This window comes from Novosphingobium mississippiense (genome assembly GCF_044029535.1).
Taxonomy (GTDB): Bacteria; Pseudomonadota; Alphaproteobacteria; order Sphingomonadales; family Sphingomonadaceae; genus Novosphingobium.
The window spans coordinates 3,749,781-3,770,526 of the sequence record NZ_CP147001.1 but is presented as its reverse complement, the minus strand read 5'-3'; the positions used below and the strand labels follow the sequence as shown (position 1 = coordinate 3,770,526).

The window sequence follows — 20,746 nt, the reverse complement described above, 5'->3', positions numbered from 1 at the left end:
CCCTTGCGGGGGGAGGAGGATGGGGCGCCTTCAGCCTGATCGGGGGGACATCAGGCAAGGTTGGAAAGTGTCGAAACGGTCAGGCGAACGTGCCGGCCTTGGCGATCTCGGCCACCGGCTTGCGGTTGCTGGCCACTTCGCGCTCCTGCAGGAATTCGGGGAGCGAGGTCTTGTCGCCCATCTTGCCGATCGCGAAAGCCGCTTCCAGGCGGTGGTCGGCGGGAATGCCCAGCGCCGCTTCCGCCTCACCGAACTTCAGGCCGGTCATGCCGTGCGTGTGATAGCCCAGCGCCTGCGCCTGCAGGGCAGCCAGTGCCCATGCCGCGCCGGCATCGAAGCTGTGGCTGTGGTTATTCGAATTGCCCTTGTCCGAACGCATCTGGCTGTCCGAAACCACGAAGACGAGCGCCGAAGCATCCTTGGCCCAACCCTGATTGAATTCGACCAGTTGCGAGAGGAACAGGTCCCAGTTGGCATCGCCCTTCTTCGCATAGAGGAAGGTCCAAGGCTGCACGTTATAGGCCGAAGGGGCCCAGCCGCCGGCTTCGAAGATCACGTCGAGGTCTTCCTGCGGAATCTCGCTGCCGTCGAAGGCGCGCGGCGACCAGCGATTGACGATGAGCTTTTCGACCTTGGGGTGGGCAATGCGTCCGGTCATCTCAGGTATCCTTGGAAGAGAAGTGGAATTCTTGAAGGGAGGGATAGCCGGCGATCGGCCATCGGGAAATCGGGATAATTTCGACCGAACTGTTCCAGTAACTGGAAAAGCCGTCGCCAGAGCCATGAACGGCCCTGCCTGCCCGGTCTTGATCGCGCGCGCCCTTTGATCCCGCAATGCCGATTGCCGCTTTTTTGCCGAATCCAGTGTCTTGCACGCGGGCACCGGTTCCCCCACTTAACGGCCATGACTGCCAGCCGCCTGTTCGACCGCGCCGTGATCCGGCTTTCGCCCCGCCCCGATTCGCAAGAAGACGTCGCCGATTTCCTGCAGGGATTGGTGACTGCGGACGTGAAAACGCAGTTGCCGGCCTGGGCGGCGCTGCTGACCCCGCAGGGCAAGGCGCTGTTCGACTTCATCGTCTGGCCTTCCGGCAATGATCTGCTGATCGACTGCGAGGCCGAACATGCCGACGCGCTGGTGAAGCGCCTGTCGATGTATCGCCTGCGCCGCGCCATCGATATCGCGCGGGATGACCGGCTTTCGGTCCACTGGCGCCCGCATCTGGGCGATGGCGCCGCCCCGGATCCGCGGCTTCATGCCCTGGGCGAGCGCTGGGTCGGCCGGATCGACGAGATGGACCCGGCCGAGCACGAACCCGGCGCCGATACCGCATGGCGCGCGCATCGCCTGCGCATGGGCGTGCCCGAAGGCCGCGCCGAACTGGGCGATGGCGAGACTCTATGGCTGGAATGCAACGCGGTGGAACTGAACGGCGTCAGTTTCACCAAGGGCTGCTACGTCGGGCAGGAGAACACTGCCCGCATGAACTGGCGGCAGAAGGTCAACCGCCGCCTGATCGTGGTGCCGCTGGCCCGCTCCAACGAAAAGCGCCGCCGTATCGCCTATGACGATCTGGGCTTTGCGATCGACCATCTGCGGGTGGAAGATATCGATCCCACGCTCCGCCCGGCTTGGCTTGCACCCGAGGAAGAGGCCTGAGGCCCTATCCCAGGCACGTGACCGGCGCCTGATCGGGCGCGTGCCGCGAATCGCCATCTCCAGCGAATTCGGCCACGTAGATGCGCGCCCTGATCGGGGTGCCCCGCGTCTGGCTGAAGCGCTCGCGATATTCGCCGCTATCGCTGAAGCCGGTCGATTCGAGCACGCTGCGGGTCGCCGGCGCTTCTTCGAAAAAGCTGGCGAGCACGCGCCGATGACCCAGCGCGCGGGCCTGCGCCAGCAGCGCGCGCACCGCCTCGCGAGCAAAGCCCTTGCCGCGATAGGGCGGCGCGATCCAGTAGCCCATCTCCACGTCGCCTTCGAACCGGCCCAGGCCAATGCCGCCGACCAGTTGCGGCCCATCGGGCGAGCGCAAATACATGAAGAAATGGGGCAGGCGCGGATCGCGATCCAGCGTCAGGTAATCGCGCATGGCCTGCGCCGTGCGCGGCAGCGTGCTGATGCCGACGTTGCGCTGCACCGCTTCGTCCGAAATGGCCTCCACCAGTTCGTCGACATCCTCTGGCCAACCGGGCCTGAGAAAGAGCCTCTCCGTGCGGACGAACATGTCACGGTTCTCCGTTGTTTTTATCCCGCAGCCTCATCATGCGCGATTCGGCCAGTCGATGCACGGACTTTGCGGCGCGCCGTCCCTGGGGTGCCGCCAAATTCCGTGCTTTCGACCATCAGCGTAAAGTGATGCCGAGGTGATGCTGCGGGGTGAATTAAAGGTTCGCTGCGGGCCGGCTTCCGTACATTTCCGTCCCGCAGCGATTGCAGTCTCGAATCAGGCGGCCCGACGGCGCGGCGAGAGCCGGGCCGCCGACATTCGGGCGGAAGACACGCCGCGATTGTCCGAATCGTCGTCGCAATCGCTGGGCGCATCGAACTCAAGCGCATACTCGCGCGCCGGATAGGCCATTCCGCGTCCCTGGCTGAACTGCTCGACGATCCGGCCCGTGCGCGTGAAACCCGCCTTTTCGAGCACGCGGCCCGATGCAGGATTGTCGACGAAGTGGCTGGCGACGATCCGCTTGTGACCGATCGACCGCGCAAGCGTGAGCACCGCGCGAGTCGCCTCTCCGGCGAACCCCTGGCCCCAGTATTCGCGCGCGATCCAATAGCCCAGGTTGGCTTCGCCATGCTTTTCGGAAAGGCCGACGCAGCCGACCAGTCGCGCGCCCGCGGCACCGGGGTGCGTGATCAGGAAGCGCGGCAGGAAACGGTCTTCCGGCATGTCAAGGAAGCGCCGGGCATCGTCGGCCGTATAGGGCCAAGGTGCCCGTGCAAGGTTGCGCACGACCGATTCGTCGGCAACCAGTGCCAGAAGCTCGTCCCGGTCCTCGGGCCAGCCTGGCCGCAGGAACAGGCGTTCGCTGCGAATGAACATAACGTATCTCCACTCATCAGCCCCGCGCTCTTCATAGGAAGACCGCGTGACATTGCGATTACGCGCGCGGCCAATTGGCGGAAATCAGGCACATTTTACGGAAAAACGCGCGAGATTCACGCCCGCCGGATCGCGAGCCGTGAGTGAGGGAGACACGAAAAGAGGGAGACGGGCTGGCCCCTCTCCCTCGTTCAGCCGATCCGTGAGGATCGGCGGGACCATCCCGCAGGGATGGCCCTTTTATCGACCATCCGATTATTCGGCGGCTGCTGCCATTACGTCTACGGAGACGTATTTGCGGCCCTGCTTGCCGTCGTGGAAGCGCACGCGACCTTCGGCGGTGGCGAACAGGGTGTGATCCTTGCCCATGCCGACGTTCACGCCCGGATACACGCGGGTGCCGCGCTGACGGATGATAATGTTGCCGCCGATCACTTCCTGACCGCCGAACTTCTTCACGCCAAGACGGCGGCCTGCAGAGTCGCGACCGTTACGCGACGAACCGCCAGCTTTCTTATGTGCCATTGTTCAGTCCTTCCGATCTTGGCTCAGGCGACCGACACGATGCGCAGCAGGGTCATCTGCTGGCGGTGGCCGTTCTTGCGACGATAGTTGTGGCGGCGGCGCTTCTTGAACACCACGACCTTCTCGCTCTTGGCCTGCGCGATGATTTCGGCCGAAACCGAAATCTTCGACGCTTCGACGACTTCGCCGTCGTTGCCAGCGAGCAGAACGTCGCCCAGGGTGATGGTCTCACCGGCTTCACCAGCCAGCTTTTCAACCGCGATCTTGTCTCCGGCGGCAACCCGGTACTGCTTGCCGCCCGTGCGCACAACTGCGAACATGGTGCCCTTACCTAATCTCTATGTGTGCCCGTGATGGGCCGAAACAAACCTTGCCCCGGCCGCTCAGGTCCGACGAGGAACCGTGGAGCCTTGCGGGCGACGCGCCGCTACCCCGTTCACGAACGAGGTACCGGAAAGAGTGGGTGCCGTTAGTGCACCGGCTGATTCGTGTCAACCAAGGACTTTGCCAAAGCGCGGGTCGGAACTTGGCCTTAAGCCGCAGAAATGCGACTCTTGCATGACCGAATGCCGGATATGTGGGGCGGAGCGTACCGGGCCACGGGCAGGTGGCGAGAGGCTGCCCTTCGCGCGCCTCTACGCACGTTGCTTTATAGCCCAAGATTCCAGTCCAGCGTTCTCGCCCGGCGCTTCGATTGCCTCTCGCGATTATCGGCGCGCGTGCTATGGCACGGGGATGATCCGCGCAAAAGCCCGCCTGCTGCCGCTTTTCCTCGCTGCAGGTCTCGCCGCCTGTTCGTCGGCCAGCCAATATCCCTCGCTGGCCTATCGCCCGGTAGAGCGCGCCACCCCGGTCGCGCCCGATCCCTCGGATGCGGTTGCCCCGCTGCCGCCACCCAGCGCGGACCTCAGCAGCCGAATCGACGGCATCCTCGCCACGGCCGGGCAGGCGGACAGCGCCTTTGCCGCCAAGCGCCCGGTGGCAGAGCGCGCGGTTTCGGCCGCCGGCGCGAAGGGCACCGATTCGTGGCTGAATGCGCAAGTGGCGGTATCCACGCTGCAGGCCAGTCGCGATCCCGCAGTGGCCGCCCTGGCGGAACTGGACACGATGTTCGCGGCGGCCCGCGATGCCTCGCCCGATCGGGAATCGCCCAGCGCGCAAAGCATCGATGCGGCGCGCGGGAAAGTGCAAGCGCAAGTGGACGCGCAGGACGCCGTCGTTGCCGGGCTGGACGCTCGCCTGGGTAACTGAGCCACCCCGTCAGCCCCAGCGGGCGATATCCTCGAAATCCTGCTCGCGCGGCTCTATCCAGTGCCACGCCCCACGGCGTTTCTCACGCTTCCAGAACCACGATTCGCTCTTGAGATGATCCATCGCGAAATCGGCGGCGGCAAAGGCATCGCGGCGATGCCGCGCGGCTGCGGCAACCAGCACGATCGGCGCGCCCGGCGCGATCTCCCCGCTGCGGTGGACGATCAGCAGCCCGTCGATATCCCAGCGCCCCCGCACGCGTTCCGCAAGGCCCCGCATGGCCGGCAGGGTCAGCGGATCATAATGCCGCAGTTCCAGCGCCTCCACACCTTCCCCCGCGCGCACCTGCCCCAGGAAGCTGACCACGCCCCCGGCTTCCGGCACCGCAGCCGTGAACGCGGCCAACAGCGCGGCAGGATCGAACGATTCGGTCAGGAGGCGGACATCGCTGTCCATTTCAGCCCCCGGAAACCGGCGGCAGGAAGGCCAATTCATCCCCGTCCGCCAGAACGAGCGTGTGCTTGTCGGCGATCAGCGCGCCGTTGATCGCCACCTTCACCTTGCTGCCGGCGACCGCATCTGCCAGATTCGGTGGATAGTGATCGCCCAGCCAGCCGATCACGTCGTACCAGTCCAGCGGCGCGAGGATGGAGATATCCTCGCCGGCACGGCCGGCCATATCCTCCAGCCGGCCGAGGAACACCAGCTTTGCCTGCATCGTCACCCGCCCGTCATCGACATGTGACGCGCGAGGGCAGGCGCATCGCCACGCGTTTCGATGGCGAAGTGATGGCGTTCGGGCTTGATCCGCATCGCCATGTCGAGCGCGGCATCCAGCGCGGCCTCCGCATCTTCGCTTCTCAGCGCCGCCCGCAAGTCCACCCGCTCGCTGCCGCCAAGGCAGGCGTAGAGTTGCCCCGTCGCAGTGACGCGGATGCGGTTGCAGGATTCACAGAAATTCTCGGTCAGCGGTGTGATCAGGCCCAATCGACCGCCGGTTTCCGCCACATCGAAATAGCGTGCCGGGCCGCCGGTGCGGTGATCGCTGGGCGTCAGCGTCCAGCGCCGCTCAAGATTTTCACGCACTTTGGTGAGCGGCAGATAGTGGTCGACGCGGTCTTCCTCCACCTCTCCCAGCGGCATGACCTCGATCAGCGTCGAATCGAACCCCTGCCCGTGCGCCCAAGCGACGATCTCGGGAATATCGGCCTCGTTCAGCCCTTTCAGAGCGACGGTGTTGAGCTTCACGGCCAACCCCGCTGCCTTGGCTGCCGCCAGCCCTTCCAGCACCTGCGGCAGCGAATCGCGGCGCGAGATGCGTTCGAACGTCGCGCGGTCCAGCGTGTCGAGCGAGACATTGATTCGCCGCACCCCTGCCGCCGCCAGATCGTCGGCGAACTCCGCAAGGCGCGTGGCATTGGTGGTGAGCGTCAGCTCTTCCAGCCCGTCTCCCAGCTTGCGGCCGAGGGCGCGAACAAGCTCGACCATGTCTCGCCGCACCAGCGGTTCGCCCCCGGTCAGGCGCAGCTTGGTGACGCCCCGACCGACAAAGCCCAGCGCCAGCTTGTGCAGTTCGTCGAGCGTGAGCACTTCCTTGCGCGGCAGGAAGGTCATGCGTTCGGGCATGCAATAGGCACAGCGCAGGTCGCACCGATCGGTCACCGAAAGCCGCAAGTAGGTAATGCGGCGTCGGAACTGATCGACGAGAGGCGTTCTTGCGCTCATGCCTTCCGCTATAGCATTGCCCCGGCGCCGATTCCATCAAGACGCAGCAATTGTCCGGTAACGCCTGCCGCGGAGGACAAGTAGATCGCCGCAGCGTCGATGGCGGACGGGTCGTCGCCTTCCAGCGCATTGATCCGCGCCGGCGCAAGATCGCGCGCCAGCGCCTGCACGGCGGCAAGGCGCCAACCGCGATGCGCGTGATCGGCGACGGCAAAAACCAGCGTCAGGGAACAGCCCTGCGCCAGCGTCTGGCGGACGCGGGGCAGCACTTCGGCATGGAACTGCGCGGCGGCATCAAGCGGACCATCCGCCAGCGGACCGACGTGCAGGATCATCTTTCAGCGGCGCTGCCGGGTGAGCGTGATCCCGATCTTCTCGCCCGCTTCGGCGATGGCGAGCTTGACGATCTTCACCGTCACCGCCTGGATTCGCGCATCCTGCAGGAACAGCGTTTCGCAGACGTGATCGGCCACCGCCTCGATCAGCTTGAAATGGACGCCCTGCGGCAGCGCATCGCTGGCCGCGAACTTGAGGTCCATGTAGTTCTTGCTCTCGGTCAGCGGCGTATCGGGCGTGTAGCGATCGATCGGCTTCATCGCGACCTGGATCGTGAAGCGCAGCGGCTGCGGCTTGCCGGTCTCTTCCGAGTAGATCCCGGTGAGAACGTCGTGTTCGAAATCGGCGACTTCGAGGATGAGCGAATCGGTGATGGGGGTCATGGCGCGCGCTCTTAGCCGTTATTGCGCCAACGTGCGAAGATTGCCGTTGGCAGCAATCGTCCTTCACCGTCTTCGCGCACCGAAAGGTCGCCATGTTCGATGGTGCCCGGCAGATCGCGGAACAGTTCTTCCATCAGCCCGGCCAGCGCCAGCGACGACATGCGCACGGCATAGACGGTGAGGAACAGGAACTTGCTGTCCGCATCCAGCAACTGGCGGCAATCGGCCAGCAGGGCGGGAAGGTTCTCTTCCAGGCGCCAGGTTTCGCCCGTCGGTCCACGGCCGAACTTCGGCGGATCGAGGATGATGCCGTCATACCGCTTGCCCCGGCGCACTTCGCGCGCGCTGAACTTGGCGGCATCGTCGATCAGCCAACGGACCGGACGATCCTCCAGCCCCGCCAGCGCCGCGTTCTCCCGCGCCTGACCGACCGATTTCTTGGAGGCATCGACGTGCGTGACCGGCCCGTGCGCGGAAAGCGCCAGGGTGCCCACGCCGGTATAGCCGAACAGGTTCAGCGTATTGGCGTCGTCTCGACCGGCAAGCATCTCGCGCATCCAGTCCCACACCGGCGCCATGTCCGGGAAGAAGCCGAGATGGCGGAACGGCGTGCATTGTGCAGTGAAGCTCACTTCGTTCCAGGCAAGCGGCCAACCTTCGCGCGGCACCGGCTTGTCGAACTGCCAACGGCCGCCGCCGTCCTCGTCCGAACCGGGCACGAATTCGCCATGCGCGTCCCAGTTTTCCTGGCGCGGCGTCCACATCGCCTGCGGTTCGGGGCGCACGAAGCGGTAGGCGCCATAGCGTTCCAGCTTGCGACCGTGACCCGAATCGACAAGGCCGTAATCGTCCCAGCCCTCTCCGGCGAGGATGACGGGTTGGGTTTCCAGGCGTGCCATCAGACCTTCGGCACCGCGTGCTGGGCCACGAAATCGGCGATCGAATCGTAGTCGCCGGTCAGGTCGACGCACTTTTCCTCACGCTCGAACAAGTCGCCGACGCGCGCGGGCAGGCCCGAGCGCTGGCCGGTGGCGCGCTCGACCGCATCGGGGAACTTGGCCGGATGCGCCGTCGCCAGGGTGACGACCGGAACGCTGGCGTCGATGCCGGCGGTGCGGGCAGCGAAGAGGCCGCAGGCGGTGTGCGGATCGATCAGTTCTCCGCAGTTCTCCCAGGCCCAGCGGATGGTCGAGGCCATCTCGTCGGCATCCGTACGCGCGGAGGAGAATAGTGCCGAGGCGCCTTCACGCTGCGCGTTGGTGAGCTGCATCGCCTTGGTCGCCTCGAACCCGGCCATCTGCTCGGCCAGCGCCTTGCCGTCGCGGCCGTTCAGGTCGAACAGCAGGCGTTCGAAGTTCGACGAGACCTGGATGTCCATCGACGGCGCAGCGGTGGGCGTGACGGTGCCCTGCGAATAGTCGCCCTCTGCCAGCGCGCGGTGGAGAATGTCGTTGACGTTGGTGGCAACGATCAGCTTTTCGACCGGAAGGCCCATCTGCGCCGCGACATAGCCGGCGAAAACGTCGCCGAAATTGCCGGTCGGAACCGAGAAGGCCACCTTGCGATACGGCGCGCCCAGCTGGAGACCGGCGGCGAAGTAATAGACCACCTGCGCCATCAGGCGTGCCCAGTTGATCGAGTTCACCGCGCCGATGGCGAAACGGTCGGTCATCGCCTTGTCGTTGAACATGCGCTTCACGGTGGCCTGCGCGTCGTCGAACGAACCGTCGATGGCGATGTTGTGGACGTTGGGTGCCAGCACCGTGGTCATCTGGCGGCGCTGCACGTCGGACACGCGGCCCTTGGGGTGCAGCATGAAGATATCGACCTTGGCGCGGCCGGCCACCGCGTCGATCGCGGCCGAGCCGGTGTCACCCGAAGTCGCGCCGACGATGGTCAGGTTACGCTCAGAACGGCCGAGGAATTCCTCGAACAGCAGGCCCAGCAGTTGCAGCGCCACGTCCTTGAACGCCAGCGTGGGGCCGTGGAACAGTTCCAGCACCCACTGCTGTTCGTCGAGCTGCTTCAGCGGCGTCACCGCCTTGTGCGCGAAGCGGCCATAGGCCTGCGTGGTCAGTTCCAGCAGGCGGTCATAGGTCAGGCTGCCCTCGACGAAGGGGAACATGATCTTCGCGGCCAACTCGGCATAAGGCAGGCCCGCCATTGCGGCGATTTCATCGGCCGAGAAGCGCGGCCATTCGCGCGGCACGTAGAGGCCGCCGTCGGAGGCGAGACCGGCGAGCGTGGCGCCTTCGAAGTCGAGCGCCGGTGCGCTGCCGCGGGTGCTGATGTAATCCATGACGGCGCGGTTAGCCGGAGGGGCGCGAAATGAAAAGCCTGTCGTTGGGCTGGCGCGCGAACAATTCCTAAAGGGGGGCGAAGCTGAGTGCGATACCGCTCGCGCGGCCGTACCTTACTTTTTCCCCCGCTTCATCAGCGCCAGCGCATAGATGACCAGCGCCGTCGCCGCGAAAAAGAACCACTGGACCGCATAAGCGAAGTGGTTGTTGGGGATTTCGGACGGATCTGGAATGGCATTGGCCTCCAACCCGGCGACGGCCGGCACCGCCACAAGACGCGGTCCCGGCGCGATCACGCCGTGCAGCGTGCCGCCGTTCCAGGTTCCCGCCGCCATCGGCAGGCGTGACCAGCCGAGTACGACCAGCGCCTGCGAGCCATCGCCCAACTGGCACTCCGCCGTCTGCGCCATGCCCGATTCGCCGCCCGCATTACGGCCGGCCATGCTGGAGCGGTTGGTCACGCCGACGCAGTCGATCCGCGCATGGCGGTAAAGCATGTCCTTCTCTGCCGCCTCCCCCTTGGGCCAGGCGACTTCCGTGCTCATCGTCTGCGCAGCGGCATAGTGGGCAAGCAGCGATTCCTTCTCGTCCAGCCGGCGCAACTGCCAGAAACCGAGCCAGATCATCACCCCGACGGCGGCAAGGACAAGAATGGTCGGAACGATCGGGATACGAGGCAAGCGGTCACCCATCTGAAAGCGGAAGGCCTGAAACCAAAAGGGCAGCCGACGCGTGTCCGACTGCCCCTCGGGGATAATGCGAATGCCGTCCTGCGGCGATCAGTGCGTCGGGTAGCCCCAGCCGCCCCAGATGTAGATCGCGACGAAGAGGAACAGCCACACCACGTCGACGAAGTGCCAGTACCAGGCCGCCGCTTCGAAGCCGAAGTGCTGACGCGGCGTGAAATCGCCCTTGTAGGCGCGCACCAGGCACACGATCAGCATGATCGTGCCGACGATCACGTGGAAGCCGTGGAATCCGGTCGCCATGTAGAAGGCCGAACCATAGGTGTTCTGGCCGAAGGGGAACGGTGCGTGAATGTACTCGTAAGCCTGGATCGAGGTGAACAGCAGGCCCAGCAGCACGGTCGCCCAAAGGCCCTTCTTCAGCCCTTCGCGATCGCCATGGATCAGCGAGTGGTGCGCCCAGGTGACGGTGGTGCCCGAGCAAAGGAGGATCAGCGTGTTCAGCAGCGGCAGGTCGAACGGATCCATCACCGCCTCGATCGCCTTGGGCGGCCACTGACCGCCCACCACCTCGGCAATGGTCGAGGGGAACAGCGAGAAATCGAAGAAGGCCCAGAACCAGCCGACGAAGAACATCACTTCCGAAGCGATGAACAGGATCATGCCATAGCGCTGGTGCAGCTGCACGATCGGCGTGTGATCGCCCGCGTGCGCTTCCTTGATGATCTTGGAAAACCACATGAACATCGAGGCGAGCAGGATCGCAAGACCCAGCCACGGCACGAAAGCGCCGCCGGGCAGCTTGTGCATGAACAGCACCATGCCCGAAGTGAAGGTGAACGCACCAATCGTGGTCGCCAACGGCGCGATGTCCGGCGGAAGAATATGGTAATCGTGGTTCTTGGTACCGGCCATGGTGCCTTCGTCCCCGTTTGCTCGAATCTGCCTGTTCGAATCTTTATCGGGGGAACTTGGTTCCCCCGTGATTTATTTCCCGTTGAAGGCCTTAACCGCCCGTCTGCTTGCGGTCCAGTGCCTTCGCGTCCGCTCCCGCATCGGCGATGCCGGTGACGTGGAAGGTGTAGCTGAGCGTGATCTGCTGCACGTCCTTGTTGTCGGGATCGTTGAGGATGCCCGGATCGACGTAATAGATCACCGGCATCTTCACCGCCTCACCCGGTTGCAGGGTCTGTTCGGTGAAGCAGAAGCACTGGATCTTGTTGAAGTAGCGGGCCGCCTGTTCGGGCTCCACATTGAAGCTGGCGGTGCCGGTGATCACCTTGTCCGAATCGTTTTTGGCCCAGAAAAGCGCCATGTCACGCTCGCCGATGGTCACCGTGTCGGTGCGCTGGAGCGGCTTGAACTCCCACGGCATCCCGCGTTCGACATTGGCGTCGAAGCGGATCGACATCGTCTTGTCGGTCACCTGCACGGTGGCGGCCTGCGCCTCGTCCACCCGACGGGTGGTGCCGTCGTATCCGGTCACCTGACAAAAGATCCGGTAGAGCGGCACCGAGGCGAAACCCAGCCCCAGCATCCCCACAGCCATCGACAGGGCGATGAACGCGACGCGCTTGTTGCTGCGCGTTTCGCCCCCTTCCGTCGCCGCCGCCATGATCAGCTCATCTTCGCGATGGAGATGAAGAACACCAGAATCACGAAAGCCGCCAGACCAAGCCCCAGCACCCTGTTTCGGCTGCGGCGAATTTCCTGCGGGGTGCGCGGATCAGGCTGGCCGGGTTCGATGTGCGATTCGGTCATGGGGCCTCTTTCACAGGACGATGAGGCGATCGACCACCAGCGCCGCGAACAAGGCGAAGAGATAGACGATCGAGAAGGCGAACAGCTGCTTTTCCGGCTTCATCGTATCTTCCGGGCCGCTGCGTTCGCGCAGGCCGACACGGATCGACAGAAGGAGGAACAGGCTGGAAAGCACAAGTGCCGAAATGCCGTAGATCGCGTGCGTGCCGCCGATCGCCCAGGGCAGCACCGCCAGGGGCAGCAGCAGCACCGCGTAAACCAGTATCTGGCGGCGCGTGGACTTTTCGCCCGCGACCACCGGCATCATCGGGATGCCGACCTTGGCGTAATCGCTCTTCACGAACAGCGCGAGCGCCCAGAAGTGCGGCGGCGTCCAGAAGAAGATGATGGCGAACAACAGCACCGGCATCAGCGAGACGTGCCCGGTGGCCGCCACCCAGCCGATCAGCGGCGGAAACGCGCCGGCACCGCCACCGATGACGATGTTCTGCGGCGTGCGCGGCTTCAGCCAGATGGTATAGACCACGGCATAGTAGAAGATCGAGATTGCCAGGATCGCCGCCGGCAGCCAGCCCACCGCAAAGCCCATCAGGAAGACGGAAGCGGCACAGAGTACGCCGGCAAAATCGCGTGCGGTGGTGCGATCGATCCGGCCCTGCGGCAACGGGCGGTTGGCGGTGCGCTTCATCCCGGCGTCGAGATCGGCCTCCCACCACTGGTTGAGCGCGGCGGCGCCGCCGGCACCCATCGCGATGCAGAGGATCGCGGTGAAGGCGAGAACGGGGTGAATGCGCTCCGGCGCGGCGAGAAGCCCGCAGATTCCCGTGAAGATCACAAGGGTCATCACCCGCGGCTTGGTCAGCGCGAAAAGGTCGCGCCAATCGGCGGGCAAAGGGGCGGCGGCCGGGACAGCGGCCGACGCGGCGGCCGTGGAAGAGGGACTCGTGGTAGTCATGGTCTTGGGCCCATACACCCGCAAGCGCCGCAAAAGCGAGGCCTGCGTGGAGCAACGCGGGACGCCGTTACCGAAACGCCGCCCGGGATCCGTTCCCGGGCGGCGTTCGGAAGCGGCTCAGTGGTGCGCCGTTTCGCCGATGACGGGCAGCGTCTCGAACTGGTGGAACGGCGGCGGGCTGGTCAGCGTCCACTCCAGCGTGGTGGCGCCTTCACCCCAATAGTTGTCTTCGGCCTTCTTACCGGCGACGAACGCGTAGATGATGTTGACGAACCACACGCCGATGCTGACCGCCATGACCATGTAGCCGATCGTGGCGACGTGGTTCCAGTGGTGGTAAGCCTCTGCATAGTCGGGATAACGACGCGGCATTCCCTGCAGGCCCAGGAAGTGCATTGGGAAGAAGATCATGTTCACGCCGACGAAGAAGATCCAGAAATGGACGTGGGCGAGGAACTCCGAATGCATCCGGCCGCTCATCTTCGGGAACCAGTAGTAGAACCCGGCGAAGAGCGCGGTCACCGCGCCCAGCGAGAGCACGTAGTGGAAGTGGGCGACCACGTAATACGTGTCATGCAGCACGTCGTCGACGCCGCCGTTCGCCAGCACCACGCCGGTCACGCCGCCGACGGTGAAGAGGAAGATGAAGCCCAGCGCCCAGACCATCGGGCTCTTGAACTCGACCGAACCACCCCACATCGTGGCGATCCACGAGAAGATCTTGATGCCGGTAGGCACTGCGATGACCATGGTGGCGGCGGTGAAGTACATCTTCGTGTTCACCGACATGCCGGTGGCGTACATGTGGTGCGCCCAGACGATGAAGCCGACGACGCCGATCGCGACCATGGCGTAGGCCATGCCGAGGTAACCGAACACCGGCTTCTTCGAGAAGGTGGAAACGATCTGCGAGATGATGCCGAAGCCCGGCAGGATCATGATGTAGACTTCGGGGTGGCCGAAGAACCAGAACAAGTGCTGGTAGAGCACCGGATCGCCGCCGCCGGCGGGATCGAAGAAGGTCGTGCCGAAGTTGCGATCGGTCAGCAGCATGGTGATCGCCGCGGCAAGGACCGGCAGCGCGAGCAGCAGCAGGAAGGCGGTGACCAGCACCGACCATACGAACAGCGGCATCTTGTGCATGGTCATGCCGGGGGCACGCATGTTGAAGATGGTGGTGATGAAGTTGATCGCGCCCATGATCGAACCGGCACCGGCAAGGTGCAGCGCGAAGATGCCGAAGTCGACCGCCGGACCGACCGAGCCCGAGGTCGAGAGCGGCGCATAGACCGTCCAGCCCGTGCCCGCACCCATCCCGGTGCCGCCGGGCACGAAGGCGGAGCACATCAGCGAGCAGAAGCCCGCGACGGTCAGCCAGAACGAGATGTTGTTCATGCGCGGGAAGGCCATATCCGGCGCGCCGATCATGATCGGCACGAACCAGTTGCCGAAGCCACCGATGATCGCCGGCATGACCATGAAGAACACCATGATCAGGCCGTGGGCGGTGATCAGCACGTTCCACATGTGCAGCGTGGCGTTGAAGTCGTCCGGATTGTCGCCCACCAGCTTGGCGAAGAAGCCGAGGTACTGGATGCCGGGTTCGGCCAGTTCGGCACGCATCACGCCGGAAACGGCGCCGCCGATGATCCCCGCGAAGATCGCGAAGATCAGGTACATCGTGCCGATGTCCTTGTGGTTGGTGGACATGAACCAGCGAGCGAAGAAGCTCGGCTTATGGTCGTGATCCGTATGGCCGTGCACGTCGCCGTGGGCCTGGAAATCTGCGGTGGTTGCCATGGTCGGGACCCTGTCCTTCAATTCGCTCTTATTCAGCGGCTGCGGTGGCGTCGGTCGCGCCTGCCGTGGCCGGGGCTTCCGAAGCCTCCGCCGTGGCAGCCGCAGCAGGTGCCGCGCCGGCGGCAGCGGCCGGAGCCGTTGCTGCGGGCTTGGCCTGTCCGTCGATCACGCCGCCGGCGTGGGTCAGGACCCAGGCATCGTATTGCTTGCGCGGCAGGGCCTCCACCGCGATTGGCATGTAGCCGTGCTTGGCGCCGCACAGTTCGGAGCACTGGCCGTAGTAGACGCCCGGCTTTTCGACCAGAAGTACCTTCTCGTTGATGCGGCCGGGAACCGCGTCGAGCTTGAACCAGAGCGAGGGGACCGCGAACGAGTGGATCACGTCCGCTGCGGTGATCTGCAGGCGGATCGGTTCGCCCACCGGCACGACCATGCGGTTGTCCACCTCAAGGTGCGAGGGGCCGTCCCAGGGCTTGGAGCCCACTTCGCGCACGCCGTTGTTGATCACCGGCTGACCGGGGATGTTGAGCATGTTCGAAACGACTTCGAAATCGCCATTGTCGGGATAGCCGTACGTCCAGAACCACTGGTTGCCCGTGACCTTGATGGTCAGCGCGCCCTTGGGGGCCGGCTTGTACTGCTTGGCGATCAGGTCGATCGAGGGGACCGCGATGCCGATCAGGATCAGCACGGGAAGCAGCGTCCACACCACTTCGAGGATGGTGTTGTGGCTGGTCTTGGAAGGAACCGGATTGGCGCGGCGGTTGAAACGCACCACGATCACCAGCAGCAGGAACAGCACGAAGACGCAGATCGCGGTGATGATCGGCATCAGCACGATGTCGTGCATCCACTCGCCATATTCACCGATCTTCGAATATTCGCCCTGCAGGCCGATGCCGCCATCAACCGGCATACCGACGCCCGGCGTCGGCTTCATCGGCGTGTATCCGGCGGCAGGCGCTGCCGCATCCGCCGCGTAAGCAGCGGCAGAGGCGCCGAAAACGGCACCAAACGCGAAAACTGCCAATCCAAAGGCCTTTGCAGCCTCACCCAAATTACGAACGGTCTTGCCCAATGTCATGGATTCAGCGCTTTCCCGTTTCTTATTCGCGCCTAGAGACTCGTCTCCAGAAAAGAGTCGCCTCCCAAGCGCGCACCCCTGTTGCGGAGGCTTTTGCCCCCCTTCTCAGGGGGCTATACGCGGCCTTGCCGCTCGTCTCAAGCGCCTCTAGGGGATTTTCGCTCCCCCATGGCGCGATATCGCGCCCGAACATTGCAAATTGCACCAAAGGATTACGCCGCCATGCAGGAAGAAGACGTCCTCATCGAGTTCCGCGCCAGCAAGGCCTTGCTTGAGGGGCATTTCCTGCTTTCCTCGGGCCGTCACAGCGCCCATTACCTGCAGTGTGCACGGGTCCTGATGAACCCCGATCGCGCCGCGCGACTCGCCGTCGCCCTGGCCGCAAAACTCCCCCACGATATTCGCAAGTCGATCGACAAGGTCGTCTCGCCGGCCATGGGCGGCGTCATCATCGGTCAGGAAATGGGCCGCGCGCTGCAGGTAGACGCGATGTTCGTCGAACGCCCCACCGGCACTTTCGAGCTTCGCCGTGGCTTTGCGCTGGAACCGGGCGACAAGGTGCTGATGGTCGAAGACGTCGTGACCACCGGCCTTTCCAGCCGTGAGGCGATCAAGGCGATCGAGGAAGCCGGCGGCGAAGTGATCGCGGCGGCATCGCTGGTGGACCGTTCGGGCGGTTCGGTGGACCTGGGCGTGCCCTATTTCCCGCTCGTCGCGCTCAATTTTCCGACATACGCGCCGGATGAACTGCCGCCGGAACTGGCCGCCACCCAGGCAGTCAAGCCCGGCAGTCGCGCGCAGGCCTGAGAGCACCTCGAACGATGCCCATGCGGCTTCCCGGAAAGCCGGCTATCGCCTTGGCGATACCCGCTTTCCCGGTTGTCGCATGGACATCCGCCCCCTCCTTTTCGAATCGAAGCCGCACCATGCCATGGCCGCCCGGCGCGGCACCGCCGAAGAACGCACGGCAGAACGGCAAGGACTCATTGCCGGTTTTGAACATCGCAATTATCAGATTCCCCGCACCGGGCGCGCGGTGATCTTCCTTTCGCGCCACCGTCCCGCGAATTATGGCAATACCCGAAAACAACCGGGTTTTCCCTATGACGTGCTTTCCATGGTGAACTGCCGATGACTTCCGTGCTCAATCCGTCCCGCCTGCGCCTTGGCGTGAACATCGACCACGTCGCCACCATCCGCAATGCGCGCGGCGGTGAGCATCCCGATCCCGCCCGCGCGGCGCAGATCGTCGCGGCGGCAGGCGGCGATGGCATCACCGTGCACTTGCGTGAAGATCGCCGCCATATCCGCGACGAGGATCTGGAGCGCGTTGCCGCCGCCACCGGCCTGCCGATCAACCTGGAGATGGCGGCTACGGACGAAATGCTGGAAATCGCGCTGCGCCACAAACCGCACGCGGCCTGCATCGTGCCCGAACGGCGCGAGGAACGCACGACCGAGGGCGGGCTGGATGCGGCGGGGCAGCACAACCGGCTTGCGCCGATCGTCGCGCGTCTTGCCGATGCCGGCGTGCGCGTCAGCCTGTTCATCGCCCCCGAACCGCGCCAGATCGAAGCGGCGATGAAGCTGGGGGCGCCCGTGGTGGAGTTCCACACCGGCGAATATGCCCATGCCGAGGGCGATCAGGTCGCGGTGGAACTGCGCCGCATCGTCGATATGGCCGCGCTGGCCGCCAAGAACGGCATCGAGCCCCATGCCGGGCACGGCCTTACATACGACAACGTGCAGCCGATCGCCGCGATTCCACAACTCGCAGAACTCAACATCGGTCACTATCTGATCGGTGAAGCCATTTTCTGCGGGCTGGAGGCAAGCGTGAAGAAGATGCGTGCCCTGATGGACGAAGTGCGGTGATCATCGGCCTGGGCTCCGACCTCTGCAATATCGAGCGGATCCAGAACTCGCTCGACCGCTATGGCGAGCGTTTCCTCAACCGCGTCTTCACCGAGGTGGAGCGTGCCAAAGCGGCCCGCCGTCCGCACACGATCGCAGGCACGCTGGCCAAGCGTTTCGCCGCCAAGGAGGCTTTCTCCAAGGCCGTGGGCACCGGGTTCAAGGCCGGCGTGTTCATGAAGGACATCGGCGTGGTCAACGCGCCGTCGGGCGCGCCGACCCTGGCGCTGAGCGGCGGCGCAAAAACCCGGCTGGAAAGCCTGATCCCGGCTGGCCATGAAGCCGTCATTCACCTAACGCTCACGGACGATCACCCATGGGCCCAGGCCTTCGTGATCATCGAAGCCCGTCCCCTTCCCCAATCCTGATTCGAGTTCTGCGCCCTCACCATGGCCGAAGACCTTCCCCAGACCTCCGCCCCCGAAAACGCGCCCGCGAAGCCGGCCGAGAAGGAAAGGGTCAACTGGTTGCAGGAACTGCGCGGGCTGGCGCTGATGCTGCTGGGTGTGCTGGCGTTCCATTCACTGATCGCCAAGCCATTCTACATCCCGTCGATCTCGATGATGCCGAACCTGCTGGTGGGTGACCGGCTGGTGGTTTCCAAGTATCCCTATGGCTGGAACTGGTCCTCGATCAGCTTCCACCTGCTGCAGCGCAGCACCTGGCATATCTTCGAACACACGCCCGAATATGGCGACATCGTCATCGTCGTGCCCGCCAACCGCACGGCGGACCTGATCAAGCGCGTGGTGGCCCGGCCGGGCGATCGCATCGCGGTGATCAACGGCCGCATCCGCCTGAACGGCCAGTTCGTACCGCGCCAGGTCGAGCCGCCAGTGCGGATTCCCGCCGACGATTCGCTGCGTTGCGAGGGCGATGCCGAACCCGGCCACTGCTACGACGGCTTCGAGATGTTCCGCACCCGCCTGCCCAGCGGCAAGGAAGTCTACGAATTGCCGACCTATCGTGAAACCTTGCCCAACGGCGCCAGTTACGATGTGATCGACTATATCGATCAGGAGCTGGACAATTATCCGGAGATCAAGGTGCCCGAAGGCCATGTGTTCCTGATGGGCGACGACCGCGACCGCTCGGCCGACAGCCGCGCCCCGTTCGAAACCGACGTGTTCGGGCAGCCCAGCGGCGGCCTGGGCGGGCCGGTGCCGCTGACCAATATCGGCGGCCGCGCGGAATTCATCACCTTCTCGCTGGACGGGACGCAGACCTGGAACCCGCTGACCTGGTGGAAGGCGCTGCGTGAAGGCCGGGCCTTCTCCAGCCTGCGTCCGCCGGTCGATCCCGCCAAGGCCTGGAAGTGAGCGGCACCGGTCACTCCCCGCATCCGGACGGAGCCGACAGTCCGGTCCCGCTGGAGGAGCGTACCGGGCCAACCGACATTGCCGATCCGCTGATCCGCACGGAGGCCCGCAAGGCCTTCGTATGGATCGGCATGGCCGCGCTTTTCGCGCTGATCGTGTTCCTTTCGCAATCGCTGCTGGTGATCTTCGGCGGCGTGGTGGTGGCCGCACTGATCGACGGCGGCGCGCGCCTGCTGGGCAAAGTGCTGAAGATCCCGCGCGGCTGGCGCGTTGGGCTGGTGCTGTTGCTGGCGCTGGCCTTCGTCGTCTGGATGGGCGATTTCGCCGGCAGCCAGATCGCCGCGCAGGCTGCCGAACTTCCCGCCACGCTGGAAAGCCAGTTCCATCGCGGCGCCGTCTGGCTGGAAAGCCACGGCTTCATGCTGCGCGTCACCGATATGCGCTCGCTCGCCAAGGAGGCGATCAGCGGGGTCGGCGGCGGCATCGGGCAAGTCACCCGAATGGTCGGCGGGTTGATCGGCGGGCTGACCACGCTTTTCCTGATTCTGGTGCTGGGCATCTACTTCGCGCTCGAACCGCTGCTTTACCGGCGCGGGGTGGGCTGGATGCTTCCCCACGACCGCCGCGAACATTTCGAGGAAACGGCAGGGATCATGGGGCAGGCGCTGCGCCGCCTGCTGCTCGGGCGCGTGATCGGCATGACGGTGGAGGGGCTGTTCACCTGGGTCATGCTGGAAATCTACGGCGTGCCGATGGCAACGCTGCTGGCGCTGATCACCGGCTTGCTGGCCTTCCTGCCCAACATCGGCGCGCCGATCTCCGGCCTGCTGATGATCCTTGTCGGCTTTTCCGGCAGCTATGAGATGGGGCTCTACACGATCTTCGTCTACGCGCTGATCCACCTGATCGACGGTTATCTGATCGTGCCAGTCATCGCCCGCAAGGCGGTGGACCTGCCGCCCGCACTGGTGCTGGCGGCGCAGTTGATCATGGGCGTGCTGTTCGGGCTGCTGGGGCTGGCCCTGGCCGATCCGCTGGTGGCGATGATCAAGATCTGGCTGGAACGGCAGGCCGAGCGCAACGACGATCTCGCCCCCGCTTCCCCGGAGCAGACGACCTCTCTATGAGGGCCGTCCATTCGTGAAGAGGACGGCCTAGATGGCAGACGGGACAGTGATCACCACCGGCGCGCTGGAATTTCGGGACGCGCTGCCGGAAACCGGCGGCGCGCTGCTCGGGCTCGATCTGGGTACCCAGACCATCGGCACCGCCTTCTGCGACGCTGGCTGGCGCTTCGCCTCGCCCGGCAAGACGCTGAAACGCGGCAAGTTCGGCGCGGACAAGGTGCTGTTGGAGGAACTGATCCGCGAACGCTCCCTCAAGGGCATCGTCATCGGCCTGCCGCTCAACATGGACGGATCCGAAGGTCCACGCTCGCAATCGAGCCGCGCCTATGCCCGCAACCTGACCGCGCTGGGTCTGCCGATCCTGCTGTGGGACGAACGCTGGTCCACCAGCGGCGCGGAGCGTGGGCTGATCGAACAGGACATGAGCCGGGCCAAGCGCGCCACCCGCATCGATTCGGCCGCCGCCGCCGTGATCCTGCAAGGCGCGATCGACGCGCTGGCCGGCGGGATGTTCTGAGGCCAGCCAATAT

28 protein-coding genes are annotated in these 20,746 nt (G+C 64.7%); 9 read left to right on the top strand and 19 right to left on the bottom strand.

The window, feature by feature from the left end; translation table 11 throughout:
* Positions 1 to 79: 79 nt before the first annotated feature.
* The gene (locus WBP06_RS17940) at positions 80 to 658 is read right to left on the bottom strand and encodes a nitroreductase family protein (RefSeq protein ID WP_395330463.1); all 579 of its coding nucleotides are present in this window, start codon (positions 656 to 658) and stop codon (positions 80 to 82) included.
* A 246-nt stretch (positions 659 to 904) separates the two neighbouring features.
* Here WBP06_RS17940 and WBP06_RS17935 point away from each other — a divergent pair, with 246 nt between their 5' ends.
* Positions 905 to 1,660, top strand: coding sequence for a YgfZ/GcvT domain-containing protein (locus WBP06_RS17935; protein ID WP_395330461.1), 756 nt, complete (start codon positions 905 to 907; stop codon positions 1,658 to 1,660).
* Between the two features lie 4 nt (positions 1,661 to 1,664).
* Here WBP06_RS17935 and WBP06_RS17930 read toward each other — a convergent pair whose 3' ends face one another.
* From WBP06_RS17930 to rplU, 4 genes are all read right to left on the bottom strand, one after another.
* Positions 1,665 to 2,228, bottom strand: coding sequence for a GNAT family N-acetyltransferase (locus WBP06_RS17930; RefSeq protein WP_395330459.1), 564 nt, complete (start codon positions 2,226 to 2,228; stop codon positions 1,665 to 1,667).
* A 219-nt stretch (positions 2,229 to 2,447) separates the two neighbouring features.
* Positions 2,448 to 3,050, bottom strand: a complete 603-nt coding sequence (locus WBP06_RS17925; RefSeq protein ID WP_395330456.1) for a GNAT family N-acetyltransferase — start codon at positions 3,048 to 3,050, stop codon at positions 2,448 to 2,450.
* Positions 3,051 to 3,305: 255 nt separating this feature from the next.
* Entirely contained in the window at positions 3,306 to 3,575 is a 270-nt protein-coding gene (gene rpmA, locus WBP06_RS17920; protein WP_395330454.1) for a 50S ribosomal protein L27, read from the bottom strand.
* 23 nt (positions 3,576 to 3,598) lie between these two features.
* Positions 3,599 to 3,895, bottom strand: a complete 297-nt coding sequence (rplU, locus tag WBP06_RS17915; protein ID WP_395330452.1) for a 50S ribosomal protein L21 — start codon at positions 3,893 to 3,895, stop codon at positions 3,599 to 3,601.
* A 415-nt stretch (positions 3,896 to 4,310) separates the two neighbouring features.
* Between rplU and WBP06_RS17910 the strand changes: the two genes are divergently transcribed.
* The gene (locus tag WBP06_RS17910; RefSeq protein ID WP_395330450.1) at positions 4,311 to 4,826 is read left to right on the top strand and encodes a hypothetical protein; all 516 of its coding nucleotides are present in this window, start codon (positions 4,311 to 4,313) and stop codon (positions 4,824 to 4,826) included.
* 9 nt (positions 4,827 to 4,835) lie between these two features.
* On the opposite strand, the gene WBP06_RS17905 is transcribed toward WBP06_RS17910, so the two are convergent.
* The 14 genes from WBP06_RS17905 to coxB form a co-directional block, all read right to left on the bottom strand.
* Positions 4,836 to 5,282, bottom strand: coding sequence for a molybdenum cofactor biosynthesis protein MoaE (locus WBP06_RS17905; RefSeq protein WP_395330448.1), 447 nt, complete (start codon positions 5,280 to 5,282; stop codon positions 4,836 to 4,838).
* A gap of 1 nt (position 5,283) precedes the next feature.
* Entirely contained in the window at positions 5,284 to 5,544 is a 261-nt protein-coding gene (locus WBP06_RS17900) for a MoaD/ThiS family protein (protein WP_395330446.1), read from the bottom strand.
* A 2-nt stretch (positions 5,545 to 5,546) separates the two neighbouring features.
* Complete coding sequence (gene moaA / locus WBP06_RS17895; protein ID WP_395330444.1) at positions 5,547 to 6,551, bottom strand: GTP 3',8-cyclase MoaA; 1,005 nt, start codon at positions 6,549 to 6,551, stop codon at positions 5,547 to 5,549.
* 8 nt (positions 6,552 to 6,559) lie between these two features.
* On the bottom strand, positions 6,560 to 6,886 hold the full coding sequence (locus tag WBP06_RS17890) for a Rossmann fold domain-containing protein (protein ID WP_395330442.1): 327 nt from the start codon (positions 6,884 to 6,886) through the stop codon (positions 6,560 to 6,562).
* A 3-nt stretch (positions 6,887 to 6,889) separates the two neighbouring features.
* Positions 6,890 to 7,261 (bottom strand): dihydroneopterin aldolase, encoded by a 372-nt coding sequence (locus WBP06_RS17885; RefSeq protein ID WP_395334251.1) that lies wholly within the window; start codon positions 7,259 to 7,261, stop codon positions 6,890 to 6,892.
* Between the two features lie 20 nt (positions 7,262 to 7,281).
* Complete coding sequence (locus WBP06_RS17880) at positions 7,282 to 8,169, bottom strand: class I SAM-dependent methyltransferase (RefSeq protein ID WP_395330440.1); 888 nt, start codon at positions 8,167 to 8,169, stop codon at positions 7,282 to 7,284.
* Positions 8,169 to 9,569 carry a threonine synthase gene (thrC, locus tag WBP06_RS17875; protein WP_395330438.1) on the bottom strand — a complete coding sequence of 467 codons (1,401 nt, stop codon included), beginning with the start codon at positions 9,567 to 9,569 and terminating at the stop codon, positions 8,169 to 8,171. The genes WBP06_RS17880 and thrC overlap by 1 nt, the downstream gene beginning before the upstream one ends.
* A gap of 114 nt (positions 9,570 to 9,683) precedes the next feature.
* Positions 9,684 to 10,250, bottom strand: coding sequence for an SURF1 family cytochrome oxidase biogenesis protein (locus WBP06_RS17870; protein WP_395330436.1), 567 nt, complete (start codon positions 10,248 to 10,250; stop codon positions 9,684 to 9,686).
* 99 nt (positions 10,251 to 10,349) lie between these two features.
* Positions 10,350 to 11,171, bottom strand: coding sequence for a cytochrome c oxidase subunit 3 (locus WBP06_RS17865; protein ID WP_395330434.1), 822 nt, complete (start codon positions 11,169 to 11,171; stop codon positions 10,350 to 10,352).
* A 91-nt stretch (positions 11,172 to 11,262) separates the two neighbouring features.
* Complete coding sequence (locus WBP06_RS17860) at positions 11,263 to 11,871, bottom strand: cytochrome c oxidase assembly protein (protein WP_395330432.1); 609 nt, start codon at positions 11,869 to 11,871, stop codon at positions 11,263 to 11,265.
* A 2-nt stretch (positions 11,872 to 11,873) separates the two neighbouring features.
* Entirely contained in the window at positions 11,874 to 12,017 is a 144-nt protein-coding gene (locus WBP06_RS17855) for a hypothetical protein (protein ID WP_395330430.1), read from the bottom strand.
* 10 nt (positions 12,018 to 12,027) lie between these two features.
* Complete coding sequence (locus WBP06_RS17850; protein WP_395330428.1) at positions 12,028 to 12,972, bottom strand: heme o synthase; 945 nt, start codon at positions 12,970 to 12,972, stop codon at positions 12,028 to 12,030.
* A 117-nt stretch (positions 12,973 to 13,089) separates the two neighbouring features.
* The gene (gene ctaD / locus WBP06_RS17845; RefSeq protein ID WP_395330426.1) at positions 13,090 to 14,772 is read right to left on the bottom strand and encodes a cytochrome c oxidase subunit I; all 1,683 of its coding nucleotides are present in this window, start codon (positions 14,770 to 14,772) and stop codon (positions 13,090 to 13,092) included.
* Between the two features lie 28 nt (positions 14,773 to 14,800).
* The gene (coxB, locus tag WBP06_RS17840) at positions 14,801 to 15,856 is read right to left on the bottom strand and encodes a cytochrome c oxidase subunit II (RefSeq protein WP_395330424.1); all 1,056 of its coding nucleotides are present in this window, start codon (positions 15,854 to 15,856) and stop codon (positions 14,801 to 14,803) included.
* A 222-nt stretch (positions 15,857 to 16,078) separates the two neighbouring features.
* Here coxB and pyrE point away from each other — a divergent pair, with 222 nt between their 5' ends.
* From pyrE to ruvX, 7 genes are all read left to right on the top strand, one after another.
* Complete coding sequence (gene pyrE, locus WBP06_RS17835; protein ID WP_395330422.1) at positions 16,079 to 16,663, top strand: orotate phosphoribosyltransferase; 585 nt, start codon at positions 16,079 to 16,081, stop codon at positions 16,661 to 16,663.
* A 79-nt stretch (positions 16,664 to 16,742) separates the two neighbouring features.
* Positions 16,743 to 16,991, top strand: a complete 249-nt coding sequence (locus WBP06_RS17830) for a hypothetical protein (protein WP_395330420.1) — start codon at positions 16,743 to 16,745, stop codon at positions 16,989 to 16,991.
* Positions 16,988 to 17,731: a pyridoxine 5'-phosphate synthase gene (locus WBP06_RS17825; RefSeq protein WP_395330417.1), complete on the top strand. Its 744-nt coding sequence runs from the start codon at positions 16,988 to 16,990 to the stop codon at positions 17,729 to 17,731. Before WBP06_RS17830 ends, WBP06_RS17825 begins: the two co-directional genes overlap by 4 nt.
* The gene (gene acpS, locus WBP06_RS17820; protein ID WP_395330415.1) at positions 17,728 to 18,138 is read left to right on the top strand and encodes a holo-ACP synthase; all 411 of its coding nucleotides are present in this window, start codon (positions 17,728 to 17,730) and stop codon (positions 18,136 to 18,138) included. Before WBP06_RS17825 ends, acpS begins: the two co-directional genes overlap by 4 nt.
* A gap of 21 nt (positions 18,139 to 18,159) precedes the next feature.
* Entirely contained in the window at positions 18,160 to 19,089 is a 930-nt protein-coding gene (gene lepB / locus WBP06_RS17815) for a signal peptidase I (protein ID WP_395330413.1), read from the top strand.
* A complete protein-coding gene (locus WBP06_RS17810; protein WP_395330411.1) occupies positions 19,086 to 20,216 on the top strand; it encodes an AI-2E family transporter in 1,131 nt (376 codons plus the stop codon). Before lepB ends, WBP06_RS17810 begins: the two co-directional genes overlap by 4 nt.
* Positions 20,217 to 20,247: 31 nt before the next feature.
* On the top strand, positions 20,248 to 20,733 hold the full coding sequence (ruvX, locus tag WBP06_RS17805) for a Holliday junction resolvase RuvX (RefSeq protein ID WP_395330409.1): 486 nt from the start codon (positions 20,248 to 20,250) through the stop codon (positions 20,731 to 20,733).
* The last annotated feature ends 13 nt before the right edge of the window (positions 20,734 to 20,746 follow it).

Coding starts and splice junctions, on each gene's coding strand:
- WBP06_RS17940 (WP_395330463.1), bottom strand. CDS start 658: ATGACCGGACGCATTGCCCACCCCAAGGTCGAAAAGCTCATCGTCAAT.
- WBP06_RS17935 (WP_395330461.1), top strand. CDS start 905: ATGACTGCCAGCCGCCTGTTCGACCGCGCCGTGATCCGGCTTTCGCCC.
- WBP06_RS17930 (WP_395330459.1), bottom strand. CDS start 2,228: ATGTTCGTCCGCACGGAGAGGCTCTTTCTCAGGCCCGGTTGGCCAGAG.
- WBP06_RS17925 (WP_395330456.1), bottom strand. CDS start 3,050: ATGTTCATTCGCAGCGAACGCCTGTTCCTGCGGCCAGGCTGGCCCGAG.
- rpmA (WP_395330454.1), bottom strand. CDS start 3,575: ATGGCACATAAGAAAGCTGGCGGTTCGTCGCGTAACGGTCGCGACTCT.
- rplU (WP_395330452.1), bottom strand. CDS start 3,895: ATGTTCGCAGTTGTGCGCACGGGCGGCAAGCAGTACCGGGTTGCCGCC.
- WBP06_RS17910 (WP_395330450.1), top strand. CDS start 4,311: ATGATCCGCGCAAAAGCCCGCCTGCTGCCGCTTTTCCTCGCTGCAGGT.
- WBP06_RS17905 (WP_395330448.1), bottom strand. CDS start 5,282: ATGGACAGCGATGTCCGCCTCCTGACCGAATCGTTCGATCCTGCCGCG.
- WBP06_RS17900 (WP_395330446.1), bottom strand. CDS start 5,544: ATGCAGGCAAAGCTGGTGTTCCTCGGCCGGCTGGAGGATATGGCCGGC.
- moaA (WP_395330444.1), bottom strand. CDS start 6,551: ATGAGCGCAAGAACGCCTCTCGTCGATCAGTTCCGACGCCGCATTACC.
- WBP06_RS17890 (WP_395330442.1), bottom strand. CDS start 6,886: ATGATCCTGCACGTCGGTCCGCTGGCGGATGGTCCGCTTGATGCCGCC.
- WBP06_RS17880 (WP_395330440.1), bottom strand. CDS start 8,169: ATGGCACGCCTGGAAACCCAACCCGTCATCCTCGCCGGAGAGGGCTGG.
- thrC (WP_395330438.1), bottom strand. CDS start 9,569: ATGGATTACATCAGCACCCGCGGCAGCGCACCGGCGCTCGACTTCGAA.
- WBP06_RS17865 (WP_395330434.1), bottom strand. CDS start 11,171: ATGGCCGGTACCAAGAACCACGATTACCATATTCTTCCGCCGGACATC.
- WBP06_RS17860 (WP_395330432.1), bottom strand. CDS start 11,871: ATGGCGGCGGCGACGGAAGGGGGCGAAACGCGCAGCAACAAGCGCGTC.
- WBP06_RS17855 (WP_395330430.1), bottom strand. CDS start 12,017: ATGACCGAATCGCACATCGAACCCGGCCAGCCTGATCCGCGCACCCCG.
- WBP06_RS17850 (WP_395330428.1), bottom strand. CDS start 12,972: ATGACTACCACGAGTCCCTCTTCCACGGCCGCCGCGTCGGCCGCTGTC.
- ctaD (WP_395330426.1), bottom strand. CDS start 14,772: ATGGCAACCACCGCAGATTTCCAGGCCCACGGCGACGTGCACGGCCAT.
- coxB (WP_395330424.1), bottom strand. CDS start 15,856: ATGACATTGGGCAAGACCGTTCGTAATTTGGGTGAGGCTGCAAAGGCC.
- pyrE (WP_395330422.1), top strand. CDS start 16,079: ATGCAGGAAGAAGACGTCCTCATCGAGTTCCGCGCCAGCAAGGCCTTG.
- WBP06_RS17830 (WP_395330420.1), top strand. CDS start 16,743: ATGGACATCCGCCCCCTCCTTTTCGAATCGAAGCCGCACCATGCCATG.
- WBP06_RS17825 (WP_395330417.1), top strand. CDS start 16,988: ATGACTTCCGTGCTCAATCCGTCCCGCCTGCGCCTTGGCGTGAACATC.
- lepB (WP_395330413.1), top strand. CDS start 18,160: ATGGCCGAAGACCTTCCCCAGACCTCCGCCCCCGAAAACGCGCCCGCG.
- ruvX (WP_395330409.1), top strand. CDS start 20,248: ATGGCAGACGGGACAGTGATCACCACCGGCGCGCTGGAATTTCGGGAC.